18 protein-coding genes and 1 riboswitch are annotated in these 25,137 nt (G+C 73.4%); of the genes, 6 read left to right on the plus strand and 12 right to left on the minus strand.

Annotation, left to right across the window (positions count from 1 at the left end):
• Window positions 1–10: 10 nt before the first annotated feature.
• On the minus strand, window positions 11–1,117 hold the full coding sequence (locus ACIRQF_RS09875; protein ID WP_382481931.1) for a calcium:proton antiporter: 1,107 nt from the start codon (window positions 1,115–1,117) through the stop codon (window positions 11–13).
• 59 nt (window positions 1,118–1,176) lie between these two features.
• Between ACIRQF_RS09875 and ACIRQF_RS09880 the strand changes: the two genes are divergently transcribed.
• The gene (locus tag ACIRQF_RS09880; protein WP_404090467.1) at window positions 1,177–1,695 is read left to right on the plus strand and encodes a DinB family protein; all 519 of its coding nucleotides are present in this window, start codon (window positions 1,177–1,179) and stop codon (window positions 1,693–1,695) included.
• 21 nt (window positions 1,696–1,716) lie between these two features.
• On the opposite strand, the gene ACIRQF_RS09885 is transcribed toward ACIRQF_RS09880, so the two are convergent.
• The gene (locus ACIRQF_RS09885; RefSeq protein ID WP_404090470.1) at window positions 1,717–3,267 is read right to left on the minus strand and encodes an acyl-CoA synthetase; all 1,551 of its coding nucleotides are present in this window, start codon (window positions 3,265–3,267) and stop codon (window positions 1,717–1,719) included.
• Window positions 3,264–4,373 (minus strand): NAD(P)H-dependent flavin oxidoreductase, encoded by a 1,110-nt coding sequence (locus ACIRQF_RS09890; protein WP_404090473.1) that lies wholly within the window; start codon window positions 4,371–4,373, stop codon window positions 3,264–3,266. Before ACIRQF_RS09890 ends, ACIRQF_RS09885 begins: the two co-directional genes overlap by 4 nt.
• Window positions 4,374–4,471: 98 nt before the next feature.
• Here ACIRQF_RS09890 and ACIRQF_RS09895 point away from each other — a divergent pair, with 98 nt between their 5' ends.
• Window positions 4,472–6,286 carry a serine hydrolase gene (locus tag ACIRQF_RS09895; RefSeq protein ID WP_404090476.1) on the plus strand — a complete coding sequence of 605 codons (1,815 nt, stop codon included), beginning with the start codon at window positions 4,472–4,474 and terminating at the stop codon, window positions 6,284–6,286.
• 254 nt (window positions 6,287–6,540) lie between these two features.
• Here ACIRQF_RS09895 and ACIRQF_RS09900 read toward each other — a convergent pair whose 3' ends face one another.
• From ACIRQF_RS09900 to ACIRQF_RS09940, 9 genes are all read right to left on the minus strand, one after another.
• Entirely contained in the window at window positions 6,541–7,449 is a 909-nt protein-coding gene (locus ACIRQF_RS09900; RefSeq protein ID WP_382481920.1) for a LysR family transcriptional regulator, read from the minus strand.
• 4 nt (window positions 7,450–7,453) lie between these two features.
• Window positions 7,454–8,653 (minus strand): glycine C-acetyltransferase, encoded by a 1,200-nt coding sequence (locus ACIRQF_RS09905; RefSeq protein ID WP_376635162.1) that lies wholly within the window; start codon window positions 8,651–8,653, stop codon window positions 7,454–7,456.
• Window positions 8,654–8,691: 38 nt separating this feature from the next.
• The gene (gene tdh, locus ACIRQF_RS09910; RefSeq protein ID WP_376635266.1) at window positions 8,692–9,720 is read right to left on the minus strand and encodes an L-threonine 3-dehydrogenase; all 1,029 of its coding nucleotides are present in this window, start codon (window positions 9,718–9,720) and stop codon (window positions 8,692–8,694) included.
• A gap of 169 nt (window positions 9,721–9,889) precedes the next feature.
• Window positions 9,890–11,440 (minus strand): phytoene desaturase family protein, encoded by a 1,551-nt coding sequence (locus ACIRQF_RS09915; protein ID WP_404090480.1) that lies wholly within the window; start codon window positions 11,438–11,440, stop codon window positions 9,890–9,892.
• 87 nt (window positions 11,441–11,527) lie between these two features.
• Window positions 11,528–13,675, minus strand: coding sequence for a tetratricopeptide repeat protein (locus ACIRQF_RS09920; RefSeq protein WP_404090483.1), 2,148 nt, complete (start codon window positions 13,673–13,675; stop codon window positions 11,528–11,530).
• Complete coding sequence (locus ACIRQF_RS09925; RefSeq protein WP_404090485.1) at window positions 13,651–14,577, minus strand: oxygenase MpaB family protein; 927 nt, start codon at window positions 14,575–14,577, stop codon at window positions 13,651–13,653. Before ACIRQF_RS09925 ends, ACIRQF_RS09920 begins: the two co-directional genes overlap by 25 nt.
• A gap of 98 nt (window positions 14,578–14,675) precedes the next feature.
• Complete coding sequence (locus ACIRQF_RS09930) at window positions 14,676–15,131, minus strand: hypothetical protein (protein ID WP_404090487.1); 456 nt, start codon at window positions 15,129–15,131, stop codon at window positions 14,676–14,678.
• A 37-nt stretch (window positions 15,132–15,168) separates the two neighbouring features.
• Entirely contained in the window at window positions 15,169–16,443 is a 1,275-nt protein-coding gene (locus tag ACIRQF_RS09935) for a hypothetical protein (RefSeq protein WP_382481909.1), read from the minus strand.
• Between the two features lie 108 nt (window positions 16,444–16,551).
• A complete protein-coding gene (locus ACIRQF_RS09940; RefSeq protein WP_404090490.1) occupies window positions 16,552–17,361 on the minus strand; it encodes a DUF4239 domain-containing protein in 810 nt (269 codons plus the stop codon).
• A 159-nt stretch (window positions 17,362–17,520) separates the two neighbouring features.
• Window positions 17,521–17,739: riboswitch (cobalamin riboswitch) on the plus strand.
• A 135-nt stretch (window positions 17,740–17,874) separates the two neighbouring features.
• Here ACIRQF_RS09940 and metE point away from each other — a divergent pair.
• The 4 genes from metE to scpA all read left to right on the plus strand — a co-directional run bounded on the left by metE (window position 17,875) and on the right by scpA (window position 25,136).
• Window positions 17,875–20,217 carry a 5-methyltetrahydropteroyltriglutamate--homocysteine S-methyltransferase gene (metE, locus tag ACIRQF_RS09945; protein WP_404090492.1) on the plus strand — a complete coding sequence of 781 codons (2,343 nt, stop codon included), beginning with the start codon at window positions 17,875–17,877 and terminating at the stop codon, window positions 20,215–20,217.
• A 293-nt stretch (window positions 20,218–20,510) separates the two neighbouring features.
• Window positions 20,511–21,020, plus strand: coding sequence for a GNAT family N-acetyltransferase (locus ACIRQF_RS09950; protein WP_404090494.1), 510 nt, complete (start codon window positions 20,511–20,513; stop codon window positions 21,018–21,020).
• Window positions 21,021–21,147: 127 nt separating this feature from the next.
• Window positions 21,148–22,962 (plus strand): methylmalonyl-CoA mutase family protein, encoded by a 1,815-nt coding sequence (locus ACIRQF_RS09955; RefSeq protein WP_404090497.1) that lies wholly within the window; start codon window positions 21,148–21,150, stop codon window positions 22,960–22,962.
• The gene (scpA, locus tag ACIRQF_RS09960) at window positions 22,962–25,136 is read left to right on the plus strand and encodes a methylmalonyl-CoA mutase (protein ID WP_376635178.1); all 2,175 of its coding nucleotides are present in this window, start codon (window positions 22,962–22,964) and stop codon (window positions 25,134–25,136) included. Before ACIRQF_RS09955 ends, scpA begins: the two co-directional genes overlap by 1 nt.
• Window position 25,137 lies beyond the last annotated feature (1 nt).

Consider the following 25,137-nt stretch of genomic DNA (forward strand, 5'->3'; position numbering starts at 1 on the left):
CCGGGCTCCGTCAGGGGCTGAACGACAGGAACACGAAGGCGGCGAAGATCGAGAGATGGACGCTGCCCTGAAGGAGGGTGGCCCGCCCGGGCACCACCGTCAGGGCGCTCACCACGGCCGTGAGCACGAGCAGCACCATGTGGAGGGGCCCCAGGCCGAGGATGAGGGGCCCGTCCAGCCAGACGGACGCGAGGGCGATCGAGGGGATCGTCAGGCCGATGCTCGCGATGGCGGAGCCGTAGGCCAGGTTCATGCTGGTCTGCATGCGGTCCCGGCTCGCGGCGCGCACGGCGGCGAGGGTCTCGGGAAGCAGCACCATGAGGGCGATGACGACGCCCACGACCGCCTTGGGCAGGCCCGCGTCCGCGACGGCGTCCTCGATGGTGGGCGAGACGAGCTTGGCGTTGCCGACGACGGCGACGAGCGCGACCACGAGCAGGCCCAGGCTGAACCAGGCCTCGCGGGAGGTCGGCGGATCGGCGTGCTCCTCCTCCGTCCCCCGGCCCGCCTGGCCCGGCCGCGGCACGGGCAGGAAGTAGTCGCGGTGCCGGACCGTCTGGACGGCGACGAACACCCCGTAGAGGAGGAGCGAGGAGACCGCGGCGAAGGCCAGCTGGCCGGCGGAGAACTCGGGGCCGGGGTGGGTGGTGGTGAAGGTCGGCAGGACCAGGGTCATGGTCGCCAGCGTGCAGACGATGGCGAGCTCGCCGCCGGAGCCCTCGGCGTTGAAGACGGCGATCCGGTTGCGCAGCGCGCCGACGAGCAGGGAGAGTCCGACGATGCCGTTGCAGGTGATCATGACGGCGGCGAAGACCGTGTCCCGGGCGTAGCTGGTGGCCTTGTCGCCGCCGCCGATCATCAGCATGACGATCAGTCCGACCTCGATGACGGTGACGGCGACGGCGAGCACGAGGGAGCCGTAGGGTTCGCCGACGCGGTGAGCGATGACCTCGGCGTGATGGACGGCCGAGAGGACGGCGGCGAAGAGGCAGAGCACGATGAGCGCCACCGCGAAGCCCGGTAGGTCGCGTCCCCAGCCGAGGGCCAGGCCCACGGCCGCGACGACCGGCCCCCAGGTGGTCCACTGTCGTGTCAGTCCTGCGGTACTCGAACTCATGCCCTGAATCCTGCCATAAGCGGCATGAGCGGCTTTTGCGCGCCGCGTAAGGTGCCCTCATGACAGAGTCTCAAGAAGCCGACAGGGCGCGGAAGGACGTGCCTCCCCCGCACGGTGGCACGGACGAGCGTTCGACGTTGCTGCCCTTCCTCGGTTACCTTCGGGAGGCGGTGGCGGCCAAGGCGGAGGGCGTCGACCCGCGGCTCGCACGGAGGCCGGGGGTGCCGTCGGGAACCAGTCTGCTCGGTCTGGTGAAGCACCTGACGGCGGTGGAGACGCACTGGTTCGTCCGCACCTTCGAGGGCGCGGACGTGCCGATGCCGGACTTCGGCATGGAGGTCGCCGAGGACGTCACCGCGGCCCGGGTCCTCGCCGACTACCGCGAGGCGTGCCGGCGCTCGGACGAGATCGTGGCCGGCTGCCCGGACCTGGAGACCGTCTCGGCCCGCCCGGCCGGGCAGGCGCACGTGCACCGCTCACTGCGCTGGATCCTCGTGCACATGATCGAGGAGACGGCCCGGCACGCCGGCCACGCCGACATCCTGCGCGAGCAGGCGGACGGGGCCGTGGGCCGCTGACCCGGCGCCGGCCCCTCCGCGTCACAGCGGGCGGTCGTGACCCTCCCAGTAGGGCTCGCGCAGGCGGCGCTTGTAGAGCTTGCCGTTGGGGTCGCGGGGCATGTGGGCGATGAAGTCGACGGACTTGGGGCGCTTGTAGCCGGCGAGGTGGGACGCGCAGTGCGCCAGGACGGCGGCGGCGAGTTCGGGGCCCGGGGTATGGCCCTCGGCGGCCTCGACGACGGCCTTGACCTCCTCGCCCCAGTCGGCGTGCGGGATGCCGAAGGCGGCCGCGTCGGCGACGGCGGGGTGGGCGAGCAGGGCGGCCTCGATCTCGGCGGGGTAGATGTTCACCCCGCCGGAGATGATCATGTCGATCTTGCGGTCGCGGAGGAAGAGGTAGCCGTCCTCGTCCAGGACGCCGAGGTCGCCCACCGTGAAGAAGTCGCCGATGCGGCTCGACGCGGTCTTGGCCTCGTCCTTGTGGTAGCGGAAGCCGCCGGTGCTCATCTTCATGTAGACGGTGCCGAGCCGGCCGGGCGGCAGCCGCTCGCCGTCGTCGTCGAACACGGCGAGCTCGCTGATGGGCCAGGCACGCCCGACGGTGCCCGGCTTCTTGAGCCAGTCCTCCGCGGTGGCGAAGGCGCCGCCGCCCTCGCTCGCCGCGTAGTACTCCTCGACGCAGTGCCCCCACCACTCGATCATCGCCCGCTTGACGTGGTCCGGGCAGGGCGCGGCGCCGTGGATGGCGTGGCGCATCGAGGAGACGTCGTAGCCGTTCCGCACCTCCTCGGGAAGGGCGAGGAGACGGTGGAACTGGGTGGGCACCATGTGGGTGTGGGTGCAGCGGTGGGTGTCGATGAGCCGCAGCATCTCCTCGGGCGTCCACTTGTCCATGAGGACGACCGGGTGGCCGATGTGCAGGGCTGCGCCCGCGAACTGGAGCACGGCCGTGTGGTACAGCGGCGAGCAGACCAGGTGGACGTTGCCGTCGAAGGGCTTGATGCCGAAGATGCCGAGGAAGCCGCCGAGGTAGGTCTCCTCGGGGGGCTTGCCGGGCAGGGGGCGGCGGATGCCGCGGGGGCGTCCGGTGGTGCCGGAGGTGTAGTTCATGACCCAGCCGAGGGTGCGGTCCCCGGGCGCGGACGCCGGCTGCCCGTCGAGGAGTTCCGCGTACGGGCGGAAGCCGGGGACGGTACCGACGGCGTAGCGGTGGCTCGGCGCCAGGCCCGCCTCGTCGGCGGCGGCCACGGCGGCCTCGGCGAAGCGTTCGTGCGCGACGAGGACCTTGGCGCCGGAGTCGGCGACGATCCAGGCGATCTCGGGGCCGACCAGGTGGTGGTTGACGGGCACGAGGTAGAACCCGGCCTGGGCGGCGGCGAGATAGGCGGTGAAGAACTCGATGCCGTTGGGGAGCACGACGGCGAAGGCGTCACCGCGTTCCAGGCCGGCCGCGCGCAGGCCGTGGACGAACTGGTTCACGGCCGCGTGGAGGCGGCCGGCGGACCACTGCTCTCCGTCCGGAGCGGTGATCACGGTGCGGTCCGGGTCCGCGGTGGCCTGTGCCCAGAAGCCGTTGGGCCCCTCGGTCATGACACGCTCCTTCCGGCGATGCGATTGATGCGGTCGACGGCCTTCTCGAAGCCGCGGGTCAGCTCGTCGAAGACCTGCTGGACGCTGCGCTCGGAGTTCATCCGACCGACGATCTGGCCGACCGGGGTGCCGAGCAGCGGAGCGACCTCGTACTTCTGGATGCGCGAGACGGCCTCGGCGACGAGCAGCCCCTGCAGCGGCATGGGCAGCGTGCCCGGTCCGGCCGGATCGTCCCAGGCGTCGGTCCACTCGGTGCGCAGCTGGCGGGCGGGCTTGCCGGTCAGGGCGCGGGAGCGGACGGTGTCGCCGGAGCCGGCGGCGAGCAGTTTCTCGGTCAGGGCGCGGGAGTGGAGTTCGGCCTCGGTGGTGGTGAGCCAGAGCGAGCCGAGCCAGACGCCCTGCGCGCCGAGGGCGAGCCCGGCGGCGATCTGCTCCCCGCTGCCGATACCGCCGGCGGCGAGCACGGGCAGCGGGGAGACGGCCTCGACGACCTCGGGGGTGAGGACCATGGAGGCGATCTCTCCGGTGTGGCCGCCGGCCTCGTAGCCCTGGGCGACGACGATGTCGATCCCGGCCTCGGCGTGGTGGCGGGCGTGCCGGGCACCGCCGGCCAGGGCGGCGACGAGGACGCCGTGGTCGTGGGCGCGGGCGACGACGTCGGCGGGCGGCGAGCCGAGGGCGTTGGCCAGCAGTTTGATGGGGTAGTCGAAGGCGACGTCGAGCTGGCCGCGCGCGACCTGCTCCATCCAGCCGGTGATGCGCCAGCCGGAGGCCTCGCCCGCGGCGAGCTCGGGGACGCCGTGCTTGGCGAGGGTGGCGCGGACGAACTCGCGGTGCCCCTCGGGGATCATCGCCTCGACGTCGGCCTCGGACACGCCCTCGACCTTCTTCGCGGGCATGACCACGTCGAGGCCGTAGGGCAGCCCGTCCGTGTGCTCCTGCATCCAGTCGAGATCCCGGGCGAGGTCGTCCGGGGCGGTGTAGCGGACCGCGCCGAGGACGCCGAATCCGCCGGCCCTGGTGAGGGCGGCGGCCACCGCGGGGAAGGGCGTGAAGCCGAAGATGGCGTGCTCGATCCCCAGTTTCCGACTCAGCTCCGTCTTCATGGGCGGCATGGTGCCGCAGCCGGTGTGCCGAGGGAAGAGATTTTCTGATGCAGTGTCAGATTGTTTCCGGACGGGGAGGGCGGTGGGAGAGGGTGGGCATGACGGAGACGACGAGGTTCAGGGGCCGGGGTCCGAGCCGCCGGGCGTTCGGTGGCGGGGTCCTCGCCCTGGGAGGTGCGCTGATGATCGGTACGGTGCCGGGCGCCGCGTCCGCCCCCGACCCGGGGCCCGGCGACGGGCGCCCCGGCGGCGCGCGGCGGACCACGCTACGGCGCGGCTCCGCCGAGCGGGCCGGGCTGCTGCCGGAGCATCTGGACCGGCTCGTCGCCGAGGCGGAGTCCTTCCTGCAGCCGTCCCCCGCGCACCCCTGGTACGCGGGCGCGGTACTGCTGGCGGGGCGCGGCGGCACGGTCGCGCTGCACCGGCCGATCGGCATGGCGGTGCGCTACGCGGCGTACGACGAGAAGACCGACACCGGCGTCGAACTCCCGCCGGAGGAGCGGATCCCGATGCGCGAGGACACCGTCTTCGACCTGGCGTCGGTCTCCAAGCTCTTCACGTCGATCCTGGCGGTGCAGCAGATCGAGCGCGGGACGCTGACACTGGAGGAGCGGGTCACGGCGTATCTGCCGGAGTTCGGCGGCGGCGGGAAGCAGGATGTCACGGTCCGTCAGCTGCTCACGCACACCTCGGGGTTCCGTGCCTGGATCCCGCTCTTCAAGGAGCCGAGCCGGGAGGGGCGGCTGCGGCTGCTGTGGAACGAGGTGCCCGCCGACCCGCCCGGCACGGTCTACCGCTACAGCGACCTCAATCTGATCACGCTGCAGCTGATCCTGGAGGAGATCACCGCACGCCCCCTGGACGAGCTGCTCCGCACCGAGATCACCGCTCCGCTCGGGATGCACCGCACGCGTTTCAACCCCCCGCTCTCCTGGCGGCCCGGCATCGCCGCCACGGAGGACGCCCGCCGGCCCTGGTCCGGCCTCGACCGCGGCATGGTGTGGGGCGAGGTGCACGACGAGAACGCCTACGGCATGGGCGGGGTGGCCGGCCACGCCGGCGTCTTCTCCCGCGCCTGGGACCTCGCCGTCCTCGCCCGCACCCTGCTCAACGGCGGCGCGTACGGGGACGCCCGGATCCTCTCCCCCGCCTCCGTCGCGCTGATGTTCACCGACTTCAACACCGGCTTCCCCGGCGACGAGCACGGCCTCGGCTTCGAGCTCTACCAGCACTGGTACATGGGCGCGATGAGCACCCCGCGCACGGCCGGGCACACCGGCTTCACCGGCACCAGCCTGGTCCTGGACCCGACGACCGACTCCTTCCTGATCGTCCTCGGCAACTCCGTCCATCCCGTACGGAACTGGCGCTCCGGCTCGGCGCCCCGGGTCGCCGCCGCGGACGCCCTCGCCCGCGCCGTCCCGGTACGCCCCGCCCGCGGCCGGCGCGCCTGGTTCTCCGGCATGACGAACGGGACCACCGCCGCGCTCACCCTCCCGGAGGTCCCGGGGGCCGCCCGCTTCGAGTGCGCCCTGTGGTGGGACACCGAACCGGGCGCGGACCAGGCCTTCCTGGAGGCCTCGACGGACGGCGGCGCGCACTGGGCGCCGGTCCCGTTCACCACCGTCGCGCACCGCCCGGGGCCGCCGCGCCCCCAGGAGCACCCGGCGGGCGCGGTCGGCGGCTGGTCGGGCCGGGAGTGGCACGGGCTCTCCGCCGACCTGACCCGGTGGGCACCGGCCCCGGTACGCCTGCGCTGGCGCTACGCCACGGACCGGCGCTACGCCGGCCGCGGGGTGTACGTGGACGCGCTCCGGCTCCTGGACGCGTCGGGCCGCCCGGTGTTCGACGAGGCCCGCCCCGCCGACGGGGCGCGGATCGAGGCGGTGGGCTGGACGGCGTCGGCGGACTGAGTCGCCCCGGGCCGCCCTCGACGACCGGGCGGCCGGCTCCTCGGGCAGCGCGGCGAGATCGTCGAGGTAGTCGTGCGCGCAGCCCGGGCCGCCGTTGTCGACCAGCAGCGGCACCTGTCCGGTGGGCCGCCGCGCGCCGACGACGCGGTACCAGGTGCGGTGGCCGCGGAACGGCACGGTTCCCTCGGTGACGGACATCATCCGCCTCCTCGCCTCGGCGGCACCCCTTCCCTCATGCGCCCGCCGGGACGGCCTCAGCCGCCCGGCTGCGCGGCTTCCCGCAGGGCGTCGAGGACGGGCTGGATCAGCGGGTGGTCCTCGGCTCCGCGGCGGACCGCGGCGAAGACGCGGCGGGTGGGGGCGACGCCGTCGACCGGGCGGACGACGACGCCGGTGAGATCGGTGCCGCGCAGCGCGGAGCGGGGCACCAGGGTCACGCCCGCGCCGGCCGCGGCGAGGGCGACGACGGCGCGGAAGTCGTCGGAGATGTGTTCCATGCTCGGCGCGAATCCCGCGTACTCGCAGGCCAGGACGGTCACGTCGTGGCAGGGGTTGCCGGCGGACTGGCCGATCCAGGAGTCCTTGGCGAGGTCGGCGAGCGCGACCCGCTCCGCCTGGCCGAGGCCGTGGTCCGACGGCAGGACCGCGTCGAAGGGCTCCGCGTAGAGCGGTACGCGGGTGAGCCGGGCGTCGTCCTCGCCGGGCGCGCCCCGGTACTCGACGGCGACCGCCACGTCGACCTGCCGGTCCAGCACCATGAGCAGGCTCTCGTCCCCCTCGGCGTCCCGCACGCGGACCCGGATGCCGGGCGCGCTGCGGGCGAGGGAGCCGATGGCGGGGGCGACGACGAGGCCGATCCCGGTGGCGAAGGCCGCCACGGTGACCGTGCCGGCCTCGCCCGAGCCGTACGCGGCGAGCTCGGCCTCGGCACGCTCCAGCTGGGCCAGGACGGCGTTGGCGTGGCTGAGCAGGATCTCGCCGGCCGGGGTGAGCCGGGCGCCCCGGGCGTTGCGTTCCACCAGACGGTGGCCGGTCTCCTGCTCCAGGGCGGCGAGCTGCTGGGAGACCGCGGAGGGCGTGAGATAGAGCGCGGCGGCAGCCGCCGTCACGGTGCGGTGGTCGGCCACCGCCCGGAGGATGTGCAGCCGCCGCGCTTCGATCATGCCCCTAGTTTCGCAGGGCGGCCCGCGCGTCGACGAACGCGTCCACAGCGCGGTTGACGTCGTCCACGGAGTGGGCCGCCGACAGCTGCACGCGGATGCGCGCCTGGCCCTGCGGGACGACCGGGTACGAGAACCCGATCACGTACACGCCGCGCTCCAGGAGCAGCTCGGCCATGCGGCCGGCCTCGGCGGCGTCGCCGATCATGACCGGGGCGATGGCGTGGTCGCCGGGGAGGATGTCGAAGCCCTCGTCGGTCATCCGGCGGCGGAACAGCTCGGTGTTGGTGGTGAGCCGCTCGCGCAGGTCGCCGGCCGACTCCAGCAGGTCGATGACCTTGAGGGAGGCGGCGGCGATGACGGGGGCGAGGGTGTTCGAGAACAGGTACGGGCGGGAGCGCTGGCGCAGCAGGGCGACGATCTCGGCACGGGCGGCGACGTAGCCGCCGGAGGCACCGCCGAGGGCCTTGCCGAGGGTGCCCGTGATGATGTCGACGCGGTCCATGACGCCGTGCAGCTCGGGGGTGCCACGGCCGCCGGGGCCGACGAAGCCGACGGCGTGCGAGTCGTCGACCATGACCATGGCGTCGTAGCGCTCGGCCAGGTCGCAGATCTCGTCGAGCGGCGCGACGTAGCCGTCCATGGAGAACACGCCGTCGGTGACGATCAGCTTGCGCCGGGCGCCGCCCTCGCCGGCCTCCTTGAGCTGCTGCTCCAGGTCGGCCATGTCGCGGTTGGCGTAGCGGAAGCGGCGGGCCTTGGAGAGGCGGATGCCGTCGATGATGGAGGCGTGGTTGAGGGCGTCGGAGATGACCGCGTCCTCGGGGCCGAGGAGGGTCTCGAAGACGCCGCCGTTGGCGTCGAAGCAGGAGGAGTAGAGGATCGTGTCCTCCTGGCCGAGGAAGTTCGAGAGGCGTGCCTCGAGCTCCTTGTGGACCTCCTGGGTGCCGCAGATGAAGCGGACGGACGCCATGCCGTAGCCCCAGCGGTCGAGGGCCGCGTGGGCTGCGGCGATGACGTCGGGGTGGTCGGCGAGACCGAGGTAGTTGTTGGCGCAGAAGTTCAGCACCTCTCCGGGGCGGCCGCCCGCCGTGACCTCGACGGTCGCGGACTGGGGGGTGCCGATGACCCGCTCCGGCTTGTGGAGGCCGGCCTGCTGGATCTCTTCGAGGGTGGTGCGGATGCCGTCGCGTACGGAATCGAACATGTGGGTGCAGCTCCTGAAGTTCGGACGATCCGGGGGGATCAGGCGGTCCAGTCGAGGATGATCTTGCCGCCCTTGCCGGACGCGGCGTCGTCGAAGGCGGCGTCGAAGTCGCGGTAGTCGTAGCGCCCGGTGATCACCGGGGCGAGGTCGAGGCCGCCCTCCAGGAGCACCGACATCGCGTACCAGGTCTCGAACATCTCGCGGCCGTAGATGCCCTTGATGGTGATCATCGACGTCACGATCTTCGCCCAGTCGACCGAGAAGTCCTCGCTCGGCAGGCCGAGCATGGCGATCTTGCCGCCATTGGTCATGTTGGCGACCATGTCGCGCATCGCCCGCGGGTTGCCGGACATCTCCAGACCGACGTCGAAGCCCTCCTTGAGGCCGAGGGTGCGCTGGCCGTCGGCGATGCTCTGCTCGGCGACGTTCAGGGCGAGCGAGACACCGGTCTTGCGGGCGAGCTCCAGGCGCTCCTCGCTGACGTCGGTGATGACGACGTGGCGGGCGCCGGCGTGCTTGGCGACGGCCGCGGCCATGATGCCGATCGGCCCGGCGCCGGTGACCAGGACGTCCTCGCCGACGAGCGGGAAGGACAGCGCGGTGTGCACGGCGTTGCCGAAGGGGTCGAAGATCGCGGCGACGTCGAGGTCGACCGGGACCCGGTGGACCCACACGTTGGAGGCGGGCAGCACGACGTACTCGGCGAAGGCGCCGTCGCGGCCGACGCCGAGGCCGACGGTGGCGCGGCACAGGTGGCGGCGGCCGGCCAGACAGTTGCGGCACTTGCCGCAGACCAGGTGGCCCTCGCCGCTGACCAGGTCGCCGACCTGGATGTCCGCGACGTCGCGGCCGGTCTCGACGACCTCGCCGACGAACTCGTGGCCGAGCGTCAGCGGGGTCGTGATGGTCTTCTGGGCCCAGCCGTCCCAGGAGCGGATGTGCAGGTCGGTGCCGCAGATACCGGTCCGCTTGACCTTGATCAGGACGTCACCGGGGCCCGCCTCGGGCATGGGCACGTCCATGAGCCACAGTCCGGGCTCCGCCTTGTGCTTGACCAGCGCCTTCAATGTCACGGCTCCCGACGTACGTGTCCTGTGATGTTCCGGGTCCGGGCGCGGTGAAGCGCCCAAGATCCCCGGAACAAAATCTCCCGTACGTCGGGCCCGTGGTCCATCGAGGTTTTCTTAAGCGCGCTCGCAGATCAGCTTCACGCCCCTGGCGGGAGCGCCGTCGGCGTCAACCTGCGGTGCCGTCGAGTACCGACATGGCCGCATTGTGACCGGGTACGCCGCTCACCCCGCCGCCCCGTACGGCGCCCGCACCGCAGAGAAGCACGTTGGGGTGCGCGGTCCCGACGCCCCAGCGGTCTCCCGGGCCTTCGGCGAAGGGGAAGGAGAGGTCGCGGTGGAAGATGTGGCCGCCGGGGAGCCGCAGCTCGCGTTCGAGGTCGAGCGGGGTCTTGGCCTCGATGCAGGGCCGTCCGTCGGCGTCGCGGGCCAGGCAGTCGGCGATCGGCTCGTCGAGCCGGGCGTCGAGCTGGTCGAGGGTGGCCTGGAGAAGCGCGTCGCGGGCGCCGTCGGGGTCGGCCTCGAAGAGCCGGGCGGGAGCGTGCAGACCGAAGAGGGTGAGGGTCTGGTAGCCGCGGGCGGCGGCCTCCGGGCCGAGGATGCTCGGGTCGGTGAGCGTGTGGCAGTAGATCTCGGAGGGCGGGGCGGCGGGCAGCCGGCCCGCCGCGGCCTCGGCGTACGCGGTGGCCAGCTCCCCGTACCCCTCGGCGATGTGGAAGGTGCCGGAGAAGGCCTCGTGCGGGTCGACGGCGCGGTCGCGGAGCCGCGGGAGGCGGGTGAGCACCATGTTGACCTTGAGCTGGGCTCCCTCCGCCGGCGGCGGGGCCGGCTCGCCGAGCAGGGCGGCGAGGGCCTGCGGGGAGGCGTTGACGAGTACGTGCTCCGCCCCGACGACGCCCTCGCCGTCGGCGGTCCGGTAGGCGACCTCGGCACGGTGGCCGTCGGTCTCGATCCGGACGGCCTCGTGGCCGGTGAGGATCGTGGCACCGGCGTCCCGGGCGGCGGTGGCGAGCGCGTCGGTGAGGGCCCCCATGCCGCCTACGGGCACGTCCCAGTCGCCGGTGCCGCCGCCGATGACGTGGTAGAGGAAGCAGCGGTTCTGCAGCAGTGAGGGGTCGTGGGCGTCCGCGAACGTGCCGATGAGGGCGTCGGTGAGGACGACCCCGCGGACCAGGTCGTTGGCGAAGTGCTTCTCGACGGCGACCCCGATGGGCTGCTCGAAGAGCAGGTCCCAGGTCTCCTCGTCGTCGACCCGGGCGCGCAGCGCGTCCCGGCTCGGCAGCGGCTCGGTGAGGGTGGGGAAGATCCGGCGCGCCGCCCTGGCCGTACGCCCGTAGAAGGCCTCCCAGGCCTCGTACTCGCGGTCGGATCCGGTGAGTGCGGCGAAGGAGGCTCGGGTGCGGTCCCGGTCGCCGCCGACGAGCAGTCCGGAGTCGCCGTACGGGGTGTAGGAGGAGACGGACCGTTTCCGCACGGCGAAGCGCAGTCCGAGGTCCCGGACGATCTTGTCGGGGAGGAGCGAGACGAGGTACGAGTAGCGGGAGAGCCGGACGTCGACCCCGGCGAAGGGCCGGGTGGAGACGGCGGCCCCGCCCGTGTGGTCGAGCCGTTCGAGGACGAGGACCCGGCGTCCGGCCCGGGCGAGGTAGGCGGCGGCGACGAGGCCGTTGTGTCCGCCGCCGACGATGACGGCGTCGTACGCGCTCTGGGGTGCGGTCATGTCTCTTGCTAACACCTCGCGGACGCTCCCACCAGGTGCCGTGCGCGCGGGCGTTGTGCGCAACGGTCCGCGGCCTGCCCGCGGCGGCTACGCGTCCGCGGCGAGGCGTTCGCGGCAGTGGGTCTCGTCCGCGCGGGCGGCACGGGTGTCGGGGTGGTCGGCGCCGAGCAGCCGGGTGCGGGCCTCGGTGACCTGGCGGTATTCCGCCAGGGCCTCCTGCCAGCGGCCCAGCCAGCCGAGGGCGATGGCGGTCTCGCGGCGACTGGCCAGGGTGTCGGCGTGGTCGGCGCCCAGGACCCGCGAGCGGGCGGCGCAGACCGCGCGTGCCTCCGTGAGGGCCTCGTCCCAGCGCCCGAGGCGGCCCAGGTTCACACCCAGGCCGTGGCGGGCGCGGAGGGTCTCCTGGTCCTCCGGCCCGCAGGTCCGGGTGCGGGCGTCCACGAGCTCGCGGTAGAGGGCGGCGGCCTCCTCGGCACGCCCGAGGCGGCCCAGGCAGATCCCGGTCTCGTAGCGCGCGGCGAGCGTGTCGGGGTGCTCCGGGCCGAGGACGGTGCGACGCGCCTCGGCGACCTCGCGGTACTGGTCGAGCGCGGCCGTCCAGCGGCCGAGCCGGCCCAGCGCGTGGCCGACCTCGTGGCGGGTGGCCAGGGTGTCGGGATGGTCGCCGCCGAGGAGCCGGGCACGGGCGTCGGCCACCTCGCGCGCGGTGGCGTAGGCCTCCGGGACGCGGCCGATCCGGACGAGGGTGAAGGCCAGGTTGTGGCGGCAGCGCAGGGTGTCCGGGTGCTCGGCGCCCATGGTGCGTTCGCGGGCGGCGAGCACCGTCTCGTACACCGCGTGGGCCTCGGTGTGCCGGCCGAGGCCGCCCAGGACGTAGGCGGTCTCCTGGCGGGCGGCGAGGGTGTCCGGGTGGTCGGGCCCCAGGGCCCTGGCCCGCCCCTCGGCGACGGCGCCGAAGTGGCGCAGGGCGTCGGCGGGCCGGCCCAGGCGGGCCAGGGCGAAGGCGAGTTCGTAGCCGCTGGCGAGGGTGTCGGGGTGGTCGGCGCCGAGGACGTGCGTACGGTCCCGGACGACCGTGCCGAGCAGCTCGGCGGCTTCCTCCCAGCGGCCGAGCCGGCCCAGGCCGAGGCCCGCCCGGTGCCGCCCGGCGAGCACCGCGGTGAGCTCGGCGGCCGTCGTCGGGGCCTGGGCCGCACCGGCGGGACGGGCGGCCCGGGTCCATGCGCCGGTCAGCGCGGTGGCCGGGTCGTGGACCGAGGTGGCCCGCCCGGCGGGGGTCGTCGTGGCGGGGCGGCCGGCGCCCATGGCCCGGGCCCACGCGGGCAGCGCGGGAAGCGCGGCCGGCCCGGGCGGCGGGATGGTCCAGGCGCCGCTCACGCCGAGGCGGCCGGTGGTGAGGCGGTCGCGGAGCTCGGCCGCGTCGGAGGGCCTGCCCTCGGGCGTCTTGGCGAGCAGGTCGAGGACGACGACGTCGAGGTAGTCCGGGAGTTCGGCGCGGTGGCTGCGCAGCGGAGCGGGCTGGGTGTCGCGGTGTCCGATGAGGATGGCCCAGGTGTCGTCCATGTCGAAGGGCGGGACGCCGGTGGCCAGTTCGTAGAGGACGCAGCCGAGGGAGTACAGGTCGCTGCGGTGGTCGATCTCGCCGCCGCCGATCTGCTCCGGGCTCATGTAGTGCGGGGTGCCCATGGCGATGCCGGTGCCGGTGAGCCGGGAGGTGAAGCCGATGTCGGCGCCGAGTCGCGCTATCCCGAAGTCGCAGATCTTCACGGTGCCGTCGACGAGCCGCACGATGTTCGCGGGCTTGAGGTCGCGGTGCACCACGCCCTGGCGGTGCGTGTAGGCGAGGGCGTCGGCGACCTGCTCGGCGATGTCGACGACCTGGGTGACGGGGAGCGGTCGTCTGCGGTTGTCACCGAGGAGCTGGCTCAGATTGCGCCCGTCGAGGAGCTCCATGACGAGGAACAGCACGCCGTCGGACTCGCCGAAGTCGTGCACGACGGTGATGCCGCGGTGCTGGAGCGAAGCGGCGACCCGCGCCTCGCGCCGGAAGCGCTCGCGCAGGACGGCGAGGTTGTCCGGGCTGCGCTGCTGGCCGAGCGGCCGCAGGCACTTGACGGCGACGCGCCGGCCGAGCGACTCGTCGGTCGCCCGCCACACCTCGCCCATGCCGCCGCGGCCGATCACCTCCTGCAGCCGGTACCGGCCCTGGATCAGCCTGGTGTCCGTTTCCGCCATCGCGTGCTGTCGCCCCCGTTTGCCCCGTTGTCGTGCCGCTCCTCCCCCGGCCCGTCCAGTATGGCGGCCGTGGTCCGCAGACTGTACGGCACGGGTCGGGTCTCCGGGCCGAGCCGGTCCATGGCACGCAGGATGTGCCGCGGGGGCAGCCGCCAGCGGAGCCGGTCGGGCACGCGGCGGAGCAAGTCGGCCAGGGCGGTGAGCCGGTACGTGACGCGTTCGGGCGGCGGTGCGGGCCGGCCGTACAGCTCGTGGGCGTACGGGGGCAGGGTGTCGTACGTGAGGGCGCACACGCGCCGCCAGATCACCTCGCGCGCGGGGCGCAGCGCCGGGGCGACCGGGGGGCTGCGCAGGAACGCGTCCACGGCGAGCGCGTCGGCGCCGCCGGCCAGCCTCGGGCGGATCTCCTCGAAGTAGCGGGCGAGCGCGGCGGTGGTGGCGGGCACCTCGTCGGGGTCGAGGCCCACGAGCCGGGCGGAGGTGCGCTGTTCGTCGACGTACCAGTCGGCCTGGGCGTCCGTGAGCGGGATGCCGGAGCGGCGGACCACGTGGAGGTACGAGTCGATCTCCGCGCAGTGCACCCACAGCAGGAGCTCCGGGTCGTCGACGCCGAGCAGCCGGTGGATCTTGCGCACCCGTGCGCCGGCGGCCTCGGCCGCCTCGGTGGTGCCGTAGCTGAGCGTGCCCACGAAGCTCGCCGTCCGCATGAGCCGGCCCCAGGGGTCCCGGCGGAAGTCGCTGTTGATCATGACTCCGCGGACGGCGACGGGGTGCAGCGCCTGGAGGTACAGGGCGCGCACGCCGCCGATCCACATCACGGGGTCGCCGTGGAGGTGCCAGGTCACGGACCCGGGGCCGAAGAGCCCCGGGTCGGCGTCGTGCTTCGTCGCGTCCGACCGCATGGGTTCAGGCTAGGCGTGCCCTCCGGATCGGGCCAGAACCGCGAGCCCGAACAGTCCGGCGGACCCGCCCGGGGCCGGCGTCCCCATGGGTCGAGGGCTCAGCGCCAGATCGTTTGCACGGAGTCGAACTGGACCCAGGTGATCGCGTTCGCGGTGTTGCCGCCGAAGACGCTCACCGAGCCGGCCGGGTTGATCTCCAGTCGGCAGGCGTTGATGCCCTGGCTGTTGTTGCGCGGCACCGCGGCCCGCACGTAGCCGGTCGGGAGGGCGAAGCCGTCCGGCAGCCGGCCGATCCTGGCGTCGCCGGTGAGGTTGCAGGTGACCAGGCCGCGGGCCTGGAGGAAGGCGGTGCCGGCGATGGTGACGAGCCGGACCTCGGGCGCGGCGGCGGCGTTCGGGGTGATGCCGGGCTCCAGGACGAGCGGCGTCCAGGCTCCGGCGTCGACCGCGCCGGGGGCGGCGGCGGCCGGGGTGGCGGCGGCGAGGCCGCCGACGGTGAGGGCGGTGGGCAGGGCGAGGGCCGCGCCGAGGATGCTGCGGCGGTTCTGCGACATGGGTGGTGCGCTCCTTGGGACCGAGAGAGGTGGGGGGTCAGCGCCAGACGGCGCTGACGCTGTCGAGCTGCGCCCAGGCGATGGGGTTGGCGGTGCGTCCGCCGTAGAGCCGGACCGCGCGGTCGGTGCCGACCTCGACGCGGGCGACGGCGGGGCCGCCGAGCGCGTTGTCGCGGGGCACGGTGGCGCGGGCGACGACGCTGGGGGTGAGGGCGTCGGGCAGGGTGCCGAGGACGGTGTCGGCGCCGAAGGGGCCCCGGACCCCGCCGCTCAGCTGCAGGGTCGTGGTGCCGGCGAGGCTGATCAGCCGCGCCCTGGGGGCGTCCTGATCGACGCTCACCCCGGCGGCGAGGGTGATCGGCTGCCAGTCCGTGAGGACCTTCACGCCGTCGGTCTCCGGGGCCGCGGAGAAGGACATGATCGTGCAGGTCCGCGGGCCGGGGTCCTCGCAGGCGAAGCCGAAGTGCAGGTGCGGGACGCCGTCGCGGACGGAGACGGCCATGCCCTCCGCCTCGCGCCACTCCAGGCCGGGGCCGGCCGTGATGTGCCGGTGGTCGAGCAGGGCGCCGGTGGCCCACTCGAAGGCGGCGATGTGGGTGTTGCCGGGCAGCGGGGCGGCGTCGAGGCTCTGGCCCTTGAGCGTGTACAGCACACCGTCGTGGGACGCGTACCCCTGGAAGTCGACGCCGTCGGCGGGCACGTTCGGGGTGAGCCGCTGGAGCGGCTCCCAGACCCCGGCCGCCGCCTTGGCCAGGTCGTACCGCTCGAAGGTCATCACGCCGCCGAGGTTGAACCGGACGACGAGCTCATTGGCGCTGCGGTCGATCGTGGGAGTGATGCCGCGGCACGCCGGGTCGGGCCGGTAGGGCGGGGTGTGCGCCGGGGAGCCGTGGTCGATGGTCGTCCCGGTGCCGAACGGGAAGCTGGTGACGGCGGTGCCGTAGCCCTCGTTCTTGCTGTTGGGCGAGGACGCGGTCTCGGTCCAGAGCCAGATCGTCCCGTCGCGGTTCTCCACGCCCAGGCTGACGCCGTGTCCGAACCCGCGCAGGTACATGTATCCGGTGATCGCGCCGGCCTGGTCGAGCCGGGTCAGGCACAGGTCGCCGTTCGTCTTGCGGGTCGCGTAGTCGACGGCCGCCGGCTCGTCGGGCAGCCGGACGTCGCCCTGCATGATCTGCAGCACGAAGATGTCGCCGGACACCGGGTCGATGCCGAAGCCCTGCATGACCGTGCTGTGGTGGAGCGGACGCCGGTGGAGCAGTTTGCCCACCGGGCCCGCGATGTCTATCTGTCCTTCGATGGTGACGCTCAACGGCGCGGCTCCTCAGACGGATCGGTGACGACTCATGATCGAACCGCGCCAGTCTGCCAAACGCACGCGCTCCGCCGCGGCCCGCGGTGGGCGGACCGCGGCCGTCCGCTATTGCGGCCCGCCGCCGGGACCGGACCAGTACCGGGCGAGGGCCCCCTCCTTGTACGGCGTCGGGCTCACGCTGAGGTCCCCGGCGAAGGGGCGGTCGAGAACGAACACGAGCAGCAGGCTGAAGCCGATGAGGGCGGCGACCGACGAGACGAACAGGAGCTGGATCCGCATCCTGCGCATGCCGTAAAGGAAGGTGAGCGGGATGAGGACGAGCGCGCCACCGAAGGCCAGGACCTGGAGCAGCGGGGGCAGTTGCTGCTCGGCCATGGTCAGGCGCGCCCTGCGCTGGGCGGCGACGTCGTTGAGGTGACCGACGGCCGACTCGTAGAAGACCTCCTCGCGGGTGCTCGTCGGCTCGTAGGTCTGCAGCGCGTCGTAGACGGCCTGCAGCTTGCCGCCGGTGGTCCCGTAGTCGGGCGCTCCGGCGCGCATCCGGGGCCACTGGTCCTCCACCACGGTGTGGACGTAGCCGCTGAGCGCCTCGTCGACGCGGGCGCGGACCGGCGGCGGGAAGGCGGCGGCGTCGCGGGCGATGAGCGCGGCGTCGGTTGCCTCGGTGGCGACGATGGTCTGTGTGCTGTCCAGCTGCGTCCAGAGGGTGACGATGACGAAGGCCAGGATGATCCCGTAGATCGCGCCGAACATCCCCAGCGTCACCCCGACCATGTCGTTGTGCTCGCCCTCGGCCAGCGACGGGTACCTGCGACGGAAGAGCACGCTGCCGAGCACGGCCAGGAGGACCGTTCCGCCGACGGTGACGACGGTGAGCGTGAAGGTGCTGACGTTGTTGAGCAGCCAAAGCAACATGTACCGGCATACTAGGGATCGATCACCCGTCGCCGCCTGTCCGGAGGCCCCCGGGAGGGGCTTGATCACCCGCGCGTGTGAGCGGGGAACCCGCGGTTGCCTCGCTGTTCGGACATGACCCCTTCCGTCCGACACCACCCGGCCCGCGAGGGCCGCATGTAGGGTGACAGTGCAGCTGGTTCGCCCCCGCCATCCAGGCGGGCGCGTCGTAAGAGGGAACCCGGTGGGAATCCGGGACTGCCCCGCAGCGGTGAGCGGGAACGACCGCCGTCACACAGCACTGGACCGCACGGTCCGGGAAGCGACGGCCAGTAGGAGTCCTCCGTCAGGAGGGCGTGCCCGCGAGTCCGAAGACCTGCCCGTTGCCCGCACGCGGACGGCTCCGCGCGCGGAATCCCCGGTGACCTCGAGGGCGGGTCGGAGCGGAACGAGACGGACGACGGCGCCGGGCGCCTCCTCGCCTCCGTCGCGTCCGTCACCCCTTCGCGCCCCCGTCCCGCCGGGATCTCAGGGATGCAGATCGCGAAGGAGATCTCCGTGACCACGAGGACCGCACCCGCGGCGGCACAGGCCACCGTGTACGGCTACCCCCGTCAGGGCCAGGGCCGAGAGCTGAAGAAGGCCGTCGAGGGGTACTGGAAGGGACGGGTCGACGCCACGGCACTCCGGTCCGTCGCCGCCGGGCTGCGCGCCGCGAACGGGCGGCGCCTGGCCGAGGCCGGAATCGATGAAGTCCCCACCGGCGACTTCTCGTTGTACGACCACGTGCTCGACACCACCGTGATGGTGGGCGCGATCCCGGAGCGCCACCGGGAGGCCGTCGCCGCGGACCCGCTCGCCGGCTACTTCGCCATGGCGCGGGGCACACAGGAGGTCGCGCCGCTGGAGATGACGAAGTGGTTCGATACCAACTACCACTATCTCGTACCCGAGTTGGGACCGGGCACGGTGTTCTCGGCGCACTCCGCCCGGCAGGTCGCCGAACTGCGCGAGGCCCTCGCGCTCGGCCTGACCGCCCGGCCGGTCCTGGTCGGGCCCGTCACCTATCTGCTGCTCGCGAAGCCGGCGCCGGGCGTGGCCGCCGGCTTCGACCCGCTGACGCTGCTCGACCGGATCCTTCCCGTCTACGCGGAGGTGCTCGCCGACCTGCGGGCAGCCGGCGCGGAGTGGGTGCAACTGGACGAGCCCGCGCTCGTGCAGGACCGCACGCCGGCCGAGCTGAACGCCGCCGCACGCGCCTACCGGGATCTGGGCGCGCTCACCGACCGGCCGAAGCTCCTCGTCGCCTCCTACTTCGACCGCCTCGGCGACGCCCTGCCCGTCCTCGCCAAGGCGCCCGTCGAAGGACTCGCCCTCGACTTCACCGGCCCCGCCGCCGCCAACCTCGACGACCTGGCCGCAGTCGGCGGCCTCCCCGGCAAGCGTCTGGTCGCCGGCGTCGTCGACGGCCGCAACGTCTGGGTCGCCGACCTGGAGAAGGCCCTCGCCACCCTCGGCACGCTGCTCGGACTCGCCGGCCGCGTGGACGTCGCCGCCTCCTGCTCGCTCCTCCACGTGCCCCTCGACGCGTCCGCCGAGAAGGACGTCGACCCGCAGATCCTGCGCTGGCTCTCCTTCGCCCGGCAGAAGACGGCGGAGGTCGTGACCCTGGCGAAGGGCCTGTCGGCCGGCGCGGCCGCCGTGGCCGGGGAGCTGTCGGCGAACCGCGCCGCCCTCGCCTCCCGCGCGCACTCCCCCCTCACGCGGAACCCCGACGTGCGCGCCCGCGCGGCGGCCGTCACACCGGCCGACGCGCGCCGCTCGGAGGCGTACGCCGAGCGGGCAGCGGCGCAGCGGGCCCGTCTGCGCCTGCCGCTGCTCCCGACCACCACGATCGGCTCCTTCCCGCAGACCGCCGAACTGCGCGGCGCCCGCGCGGACCTGCGGGCCGGCCGGATCGACGCCGACGGCTACGAGGAGCGCATCCGCGCCGAGATCGAGGAGGTGGTCGCCTACCAGGAGGAGGCCGGTCTCGATGTCCTCGTCCACGGCGAACCCGAGCGCAACGACATGGTGCAGTACTTCGCCGAGCGGCTCGACGGCTACCTGGCCACCCGGCACGGCTGGGTCCAGTCGTACGGCACCCGCTACGTACGCCCGCCGATCCTGGCTGGGGACATCTCCCGCCCCGCGCCGATGACGGTCCGCTGGACCTCGTACGCCCAGTCCCTCACGGACCGGCCGGTCAAGGGCATGCTCACCGGGCCCGTCACCATGCTGGCCTGGTCCTTCGTCCGCGACGACCAGCCGCTCGCCGACACCGCCCGGCAGGTGGCGCTCGCCCTGCGCGACGAGGTGACCGACCTGGAGGCCGTGGGCACGTCTGTGATCCAGGTCGACGAGCCCGCGCTGCGCGAGACCCTGCCGTTGCGCGCCGCCGACCGTCCGGGCTATCTGGCCTGGGCGACGGAGGCGTTCCGCCTCAGCACCTGCGGGGTGCGGCCGGACACCCAGATCCACACCCACATGTGCTACGCCGAGTTCGGAGACATCGTCCAGGCCATCGACGACCTCGACGCCGACGTCATCAGCCTGGAGGCGGCCCGCTCCCACATGCAGGTCGCCCGCGAACTCGCCGCCCACGACTACCCGCGCGAAGCCGGACCGGGCGTCTGGGACATCCACTCCCCGCGCGTCCCGAGCCCGGAGGAGGCGGCCGCTTTGCTGCGCGCCGGTCTGCGTGCCATCCCGGCCGAGCGGCTGTGGGTCAACCCGGACTGCGGGCTGAAGACGCGCGGCTGGCCCGAGACCCGGGCCTCCCTGGACCACCTCGTGGCGGCGGCGCGGACGGTGCGCGCCGAGCTGTCCCCGTCCTGATCCCACCACCGCCGGGGGCGGGGCGCCGCGCTCCGCCCCCGGCGGGGGGCGGCCGACCCGGCCCCCGGTAACCGGTCCCGGCCGCCTGTCCGGGCCGCCCCCTTCCCCTCCGTCCGCCGATCCTTGCGGTCCCCGCGAACTTTCCCTTCTCTGCGGCCGCTGCGAAGGCTGCGTCCTCCGGTCTCCCCGATTCCTCGGTCCTCCGGGGCGGTCCCGGCGGCCCGATTCCTCGGTCCTGCGGGGCGGACCCGGCGCCGCCGGTCCCCTCCCCGTCGAGGGCGGCGCTCTCGCTCGTGGACGAGTTCGTCCACCTGCGGCGGCTCGCCACGCGCGGCCCCGTCCCGGCACAGGACGACCGGCCGGCCCTGGAGTTCCGGGAGCGGCTCGCCGAGGAGGCGCGGACGCCGGGCTTCCTGGCGGTGACCGCGCGGGCGGACAGTCTGCTGTGCGGGTTCGGAACGGCGACCCGCACCCCCGTCCCGTATGCCGGCGAACCGCTGTCCGGCGACGGCCGCGCGCAGGAGTGGTTGGCCGGGGCCGTGCGCATAGGGGACCTGGTGGTCGCGCCGGTGGCGCGCGGGCGGGGTGTCGCGACGCGGATCCTGGACACGCTCACGGTGCCGGCCGTCGACGACCGGGTCTGGGTGGCGCCGGATCACCGGGACACCGCGGCCCTGTCCTTCTTCCGGCACCAGGGCCGGCGGCAGACGGTGTTCCCCCGACCGGGCGCGGGACCGACGCGCGCGGTGTTCCTCGCACCCCGTCACCCGGCGCTCGCCGGACTGCCAATGGTGGGTTGCTGAGGCCTGCCTGCGCGGCGAGAGCGGATCCAGCACGGAAGGTGTTGCCTGATCAAGGCCGATCCGGGGAGGTCAAGGTCACAGCTGATCACCCTGCTGCTCCGTTGTGCATCTGGCCTAGCATCCGGGCATGACTGTGCTGCCTGACGACGGCCTTTCCCTGGCCGCCGAGTTCTCCGCAGCGACCCATGCACAGTGGCGGCGCCTCGTGGCGGGCGTGCTGAGCAGGTCGGGCAAGGACATCCCTGACACCGAGGCCGAGGACGCGCTCTCCACCGCGCTGGAGGACGGCCTGCGCGCCCGTCCTCTCTACACGTCCGACGACGACGCGCCCGATCCCGGACTTCCCGGTTTCGCCCCGTTCGTCCGGTCCGGCCGGGCCGAGGGCAACACGGCGGGCGGCTGGGACGTGCGTCAGCGGCACGTGACGGCCGACCCGGAGGCGGTCCTGACCGACCTCGAGAACGGCGTCACGTCGCTGTGGCTGGTCGTCGGGCCGGACGCCGTTCCGGTGGCCGAGCTCGACCGGACCCTCCAGGACGTGTACCTGGACCTGGCCCCGATCGTGCTGGAGGCCGGCGCCGAGACCGCGGCCGCGGCCACCGAACTCCTCGACATCCTCACGCGTCGCGGCATCGCCCCCGAGGTCGTCCGCGGCAACCTCGGCGCCGACCCGCTCGGCACCGAGGCGCGCACCGGTGCGGCGTACGACGGTGACGGCTTCCCCGCCACGGTCGCCCTCGCCCGGCTGTGCGCCGAGGCGTACCCGGGACTGCGCGCCCTCACCGTGGACGCGCTGCCCTACCACGGGGCCGGCGGTTCGGCCGCGCAGGAGCTGGGCGCCTCGCTCGCGACCGGCGTCGCCTATCTGCGCGCGCTCACCGACGGCGGACTCACCGTCGAACAGGCCCTGGGGCAGCTGGAGTTCCGTTACGCGGCGACCGCCGACCAGTTCCTGACGACCGCCAAGTTCCGCGCGGCCCGGCGCCTCTGGGCGCGGATCGCGGAGGCCTGTGGCGCCCCGGCGGCCGGGGCGCAGCTCCAGCACGCGGTGACGTCGCCGGTGATGATGACGGGCCGCGACCCGTGGGTGAACATGCTGCGCACGACCATCGCCACCCTGGCGGCCGGCGTCGGCGGCGCCGAGTCGGTCACGGTCCACCCCTTCGACCACGCACTCGGACTGCCGGACGCCTTCGCGCGCCGGATCGCCCGCAACACGTCGACGATCCTCATCGAGGAGTCGCACCTGTCCCGGGTCATCGACCCGGCCGGCGGCTCCTGGTACGTGGAGTCGCTGACCGACGAACTCGCGCGGGCAGCCTGGGAGTTCTTCCAGGAGATCGAGCAGGCGGGCGGCCAGGCGGCCGCACTGCGCTCGGACCTGCTGCGCGAGCGGATCGCCGCCACCTGGGCGGAGCGCTCCGAGAACCTCGCCAAGCGCCGTGAACCCGTCACGGGCGTCAGCGAGTTCCCGCACCTCGCGGAGAAGCCGGTGGTGCGCGAGCCGGGGCCCGCCGCGCCGGAGGGCGGCCTCCCCCGCGTACGGCGCGACGAGGCGTTCGAGGCGCTGCGCGCCCGCTCCGACGCCCACCTCGCGGCGACCGGCGCACGGCCGCGCGTGTACCTGGCGGCCCTCGGGCCCGCCGCCGCGCACACGGCCCGCCTCACCTTCGCGGCCAACCTGTTCCAGGCCGGCGGCATCGAGCCCGTCACCGAGGGCTCCTTCGAGGACAGCGGGGCCGCCGAGGCCTGCCTGTGCTCCAGTGACGCGCTCTACGAGGAGCAGGCCGAGTCCACCGCCGCCGCGCTGCGCGAGGCCGGGGCCGGCCATGTGTCCCTGGCCGGCCGGGGCACGTACGCCGGTGTCGACAGTCATGTCTTCGCGGGGTGCGACGCCGTCGCCGTGCTCTCCGCCACCCTCGACCGTATGGGAGTGTCCTGATGGGAATCCCCGACTTCACCGGGATCGACCTGGGATCCCCGACCCCGGCGGGCAGCGCCGACGAGTGGCGCGCCGCCGTCAAGGGCGCCGCCGGCGGGGACGACCTGCTGTGGGAGACGCCGGAGGGCATCGCGGTCAAGCCGCTGTACACCGGCCGTGACCTGACGGACGTCGACTTCCTGGGGACGTACCCGGGCATGGCGCCGTACCTGCGCGGCCCGTACCCGACGATGTACGTCAACCAGCCCTGGACGATCCGGCAGTACGCCGGCTTCTCGACGGCCGAGGAGTCGAACGCCTTCTACCGGCGCAACCTGGCGGCCGGCCAGAAGGGCCTTTCGGTCGCCTTCGACCTGCCCACGCACCGCGGCTACGACAGCGACCACCCGCGCGTCACCGGCGACGTCGGCATGGCGGGCGTCGCCATCGACTCGATCTACGACATGCGGCAGCTCTTCGACGGCATCCCGCTGGACAAGATGTCGGTGTCGATGACGATGAACGGCGCGGTGCTGCCCGTCCTCGCGCTGTACATCGTCGCGGCCGAGGAGCAGGGGGTGCCGGCTTCGATGCTCACGGGGACCATCCAGAACGACATCCTCAAGGAGTTCATGGTCCGCAACACCTACATCTACCCGCCGAAGCCGTCGATGCGGATCATCTCCGACATCTTCGCCTTCACCTCGCAGCACATGCCGCGCTACAACTCCATCTCCATCTCGGGCTACCACATCCAGGAGGCCGGGGCGACGGCCGACCTGGAGCTGGCGTACACGCTGGCGGACGGCGTCGAGTACATCCGGGCGGGCCGGGAGGCCGGACTGGACGTGGACGCCTTCGCACCGCGCCTGTCGTTCTTCTGGGCGATCGGCATGAACTTCTTCATGGAGGTCGCCAAGCTGCGCGCGGCGCGCCTGCTCTGGGCCAAGCTGGTCCGGGAGTTCGACCCGAAGAACGCCAAGTCCCTGTCGCTGCGCACCCATTCGCAGACCTCGGGCTGGTCGCTGACCGCGCAGGACGTCTTCAACAACGTCACGCGCACCTGCGTGGAGGCGATGGCGGCCACCCAGGGGCACACCCAGTCGCTGCACACCAACGCGCTCGACGAGGCGCTGGCCCTGCCGACCGACTTCTCGGCCCGCATCGCCCGCAACACTCAGCTCCTCATCCAGCAGGAGTCGGGCACCACCCGGGTCATCGACCCGTGGGGCGGCAGCGCCTACGTGGAGCGTCTCACCTACGACCTGGCGCGCCGGGCCTGGCAACACATCCAGGAGGTCGAGGCGGCCGGCGGCATGGCGCAGGCCATCGACGCGGGCATCCCGAAGCTGCGCGTCGAGGAGGCCGCGGCCCGTACCCAGGCGCGGATCGACTCCGGCCGGCAGCCGGTCATCGGCGTGAACAAGTACCGCGTCGACGGCGACGAGCAGATCGAGGTCCTGAAGGTCGACAACTCCTCGGTGCGCGCCCAGCAGATCGACAAGCTGCGGCGGCTGCGCGAGGAGCGCGACGAGCGGGCCTGCCGGGACGCGCTCGACGACCTCACCCGGGCCGCCGGCGGCGAGGGCAACCTGCTCGAACTGGCCGTCCGCGCCGCCCGCGCGAAGGCGACCGTCGGCGAGATCTCGGACGCCCTGGAGAAGGTGTACGGACGGCACGCCGGCCAGATCCGTACGATCTCCGGCGTGTACCGCAACGAAGCAGGCGAGTCCCCGTCCGTCGACAGCACCCGCGCGCTCGTCGACTCCTTCGAGGAGGCCGAGGGCCGCCGTCCCCGCATCCTGGTCGCCAAGATGGGCCAGGACGGCCACGACCGCGGCCAGAAGGTGATCGCGACCGCCTTCGCCGACCTGGGCTTCGACGTCGACGTCGGCCCGCTCTTCCAGACCCCGGCCGAGGTGGCCCGGCAGGCCGTCGAGGCGGACGTCCACATCGTGGGTGTCTCGTCCCTCGCGGCCGGTCACCTCACGCTCGTCCCGGCGCTGCGGGACGAGCTGGCGGCGGAGGGCCGCGAGGACATCATGATCGTCGTGGGCGGGGTCATCCCGCCCCAGGACGTGCCCACCCTCCTGGAGATGGGAGCCGCGGCCGTCTTCCCGCCGGGCACGGTGATCCCGGACGCGGCGGCGGATCTGGTGCGACGTCTGTCGGCCGGCCTGGGGCACGAACTCTGAC

The sequence above is a fragment of the Streptomyces sp. NPDC101191 genome, from assembly GCF_044767915.1.
GTDB lineage: Bacteria > Actinomycetota > Actinomycetes > Streptomycetales > Streptomycetaceae > Streptomyces.

Bases quoted from the DNA above. Each gene is read 5' to 3' on its own strand.
- ACIRQF_RS09875 (WP_382481931.1), bottom strand. From the start codon at position 1,117: ATGAGTTCGAGTACCGCAGGACTGACACGACAGTGGACCACCTGGGGG.
- ACIRQF_RS09880 (WP_404090467.1), top strand. From the start codon at position 1,177: ATGACAGAGTCTCAAGAAGCCGACAGGGCGCGGAAGGACGTGCCTCCC.
- ACIRQF_RS09885 (WP_404090470.1), bottom strand. From the start codon at position 3,267: ATGACCGAGGGGCCCAACGGCTTCTGGGCACAGGCCACCGCGGACCCG.
- ACIRQF_RS09890 (WP_404090473.1), bottom strand. From the start codon at position 4,373: ATGAAGACGGAGCTGAGTCGGAAACTGGGGATCGAGCACGCCATCTTC.
- ACIRQF_RS09895 (WP_404090476.1), top strand. From the start codon at position 4,472: ATGACGGAGACGACGAGGTTCAGGGGCCGGGGTCCGAGCCGCCGGGCG.
- ACIRQF_RS09900 (WP_382481920.1), bottom strand. From the start codon at position 7,449: ATGATCGAAGCGCGGCGGCTGCACATCCTCCGGGCGGTGGCCGACCAC.
- ACIRQF_RS09905 (WP_376635162.1), bottom strand. From the start codon at position 8,653: ATGTTCGATTCCGTACGCGACGGCATCCGCACCACCCTCGAAGAGATC.
- ACIRQF_RS09915 (WP_404090480.1), bottom strand. From the start codon at position 11,440: ATGACCGCACCCCAGAGCGCGTACGACGCCGTCATCGTCGGCGGCGGA.
- ACIRQF_RS09920 (WP_404090483.1), bottom strand. From the start codon at position 13,675: ATGGCGGAAACGGACACCAGGCTGATCCAGGGCCGGTACCGGCTGCAG.
- ACIRQF_RS09925 (WP_404090485.1), bottom strand. From the start codon at position 14,577: ATGCGGTCGGACGCGACGAAGCACGACGCCGACCCGGGGCTCTTCGGC.
- ACIRQF_RS09930 (WP_404090487.1), bottom strand. From the start codon at position 15,131: ATGTCGCAGAACCGCCGCAGCATCCTCGGCGCGGCCCTCGCCCTGCCC.
- ACIRQF_RS09940 (WP_404090490.1), bottom strand. From the start codon at position 17,361: ATGTTGCTTTGGCTGCTCAACAACGTCAGCACCTTCACGCTCACCGTC.
- metE (WP_404090492.1), top strand. From the start codon at position 17,875: ATGCAGATCGCGAAGGAGATCTCCGTGACCACGAGGACCGCACCCGCG.
- ACIRQF_RS09955 (WP_404090497.1), top strand. From the start codon at position 21,148: ATGACTGTGCTGCCTGACGACGGCCTTTCCCTGGCCGCCGAGTTCTCC.
- scpA (WP_376635178.1), top strand. From the start codon at position 22,962: ATGGGAATCCCCGACTTCACCGGGATCGACCTGGGATCCCCGACCCCG.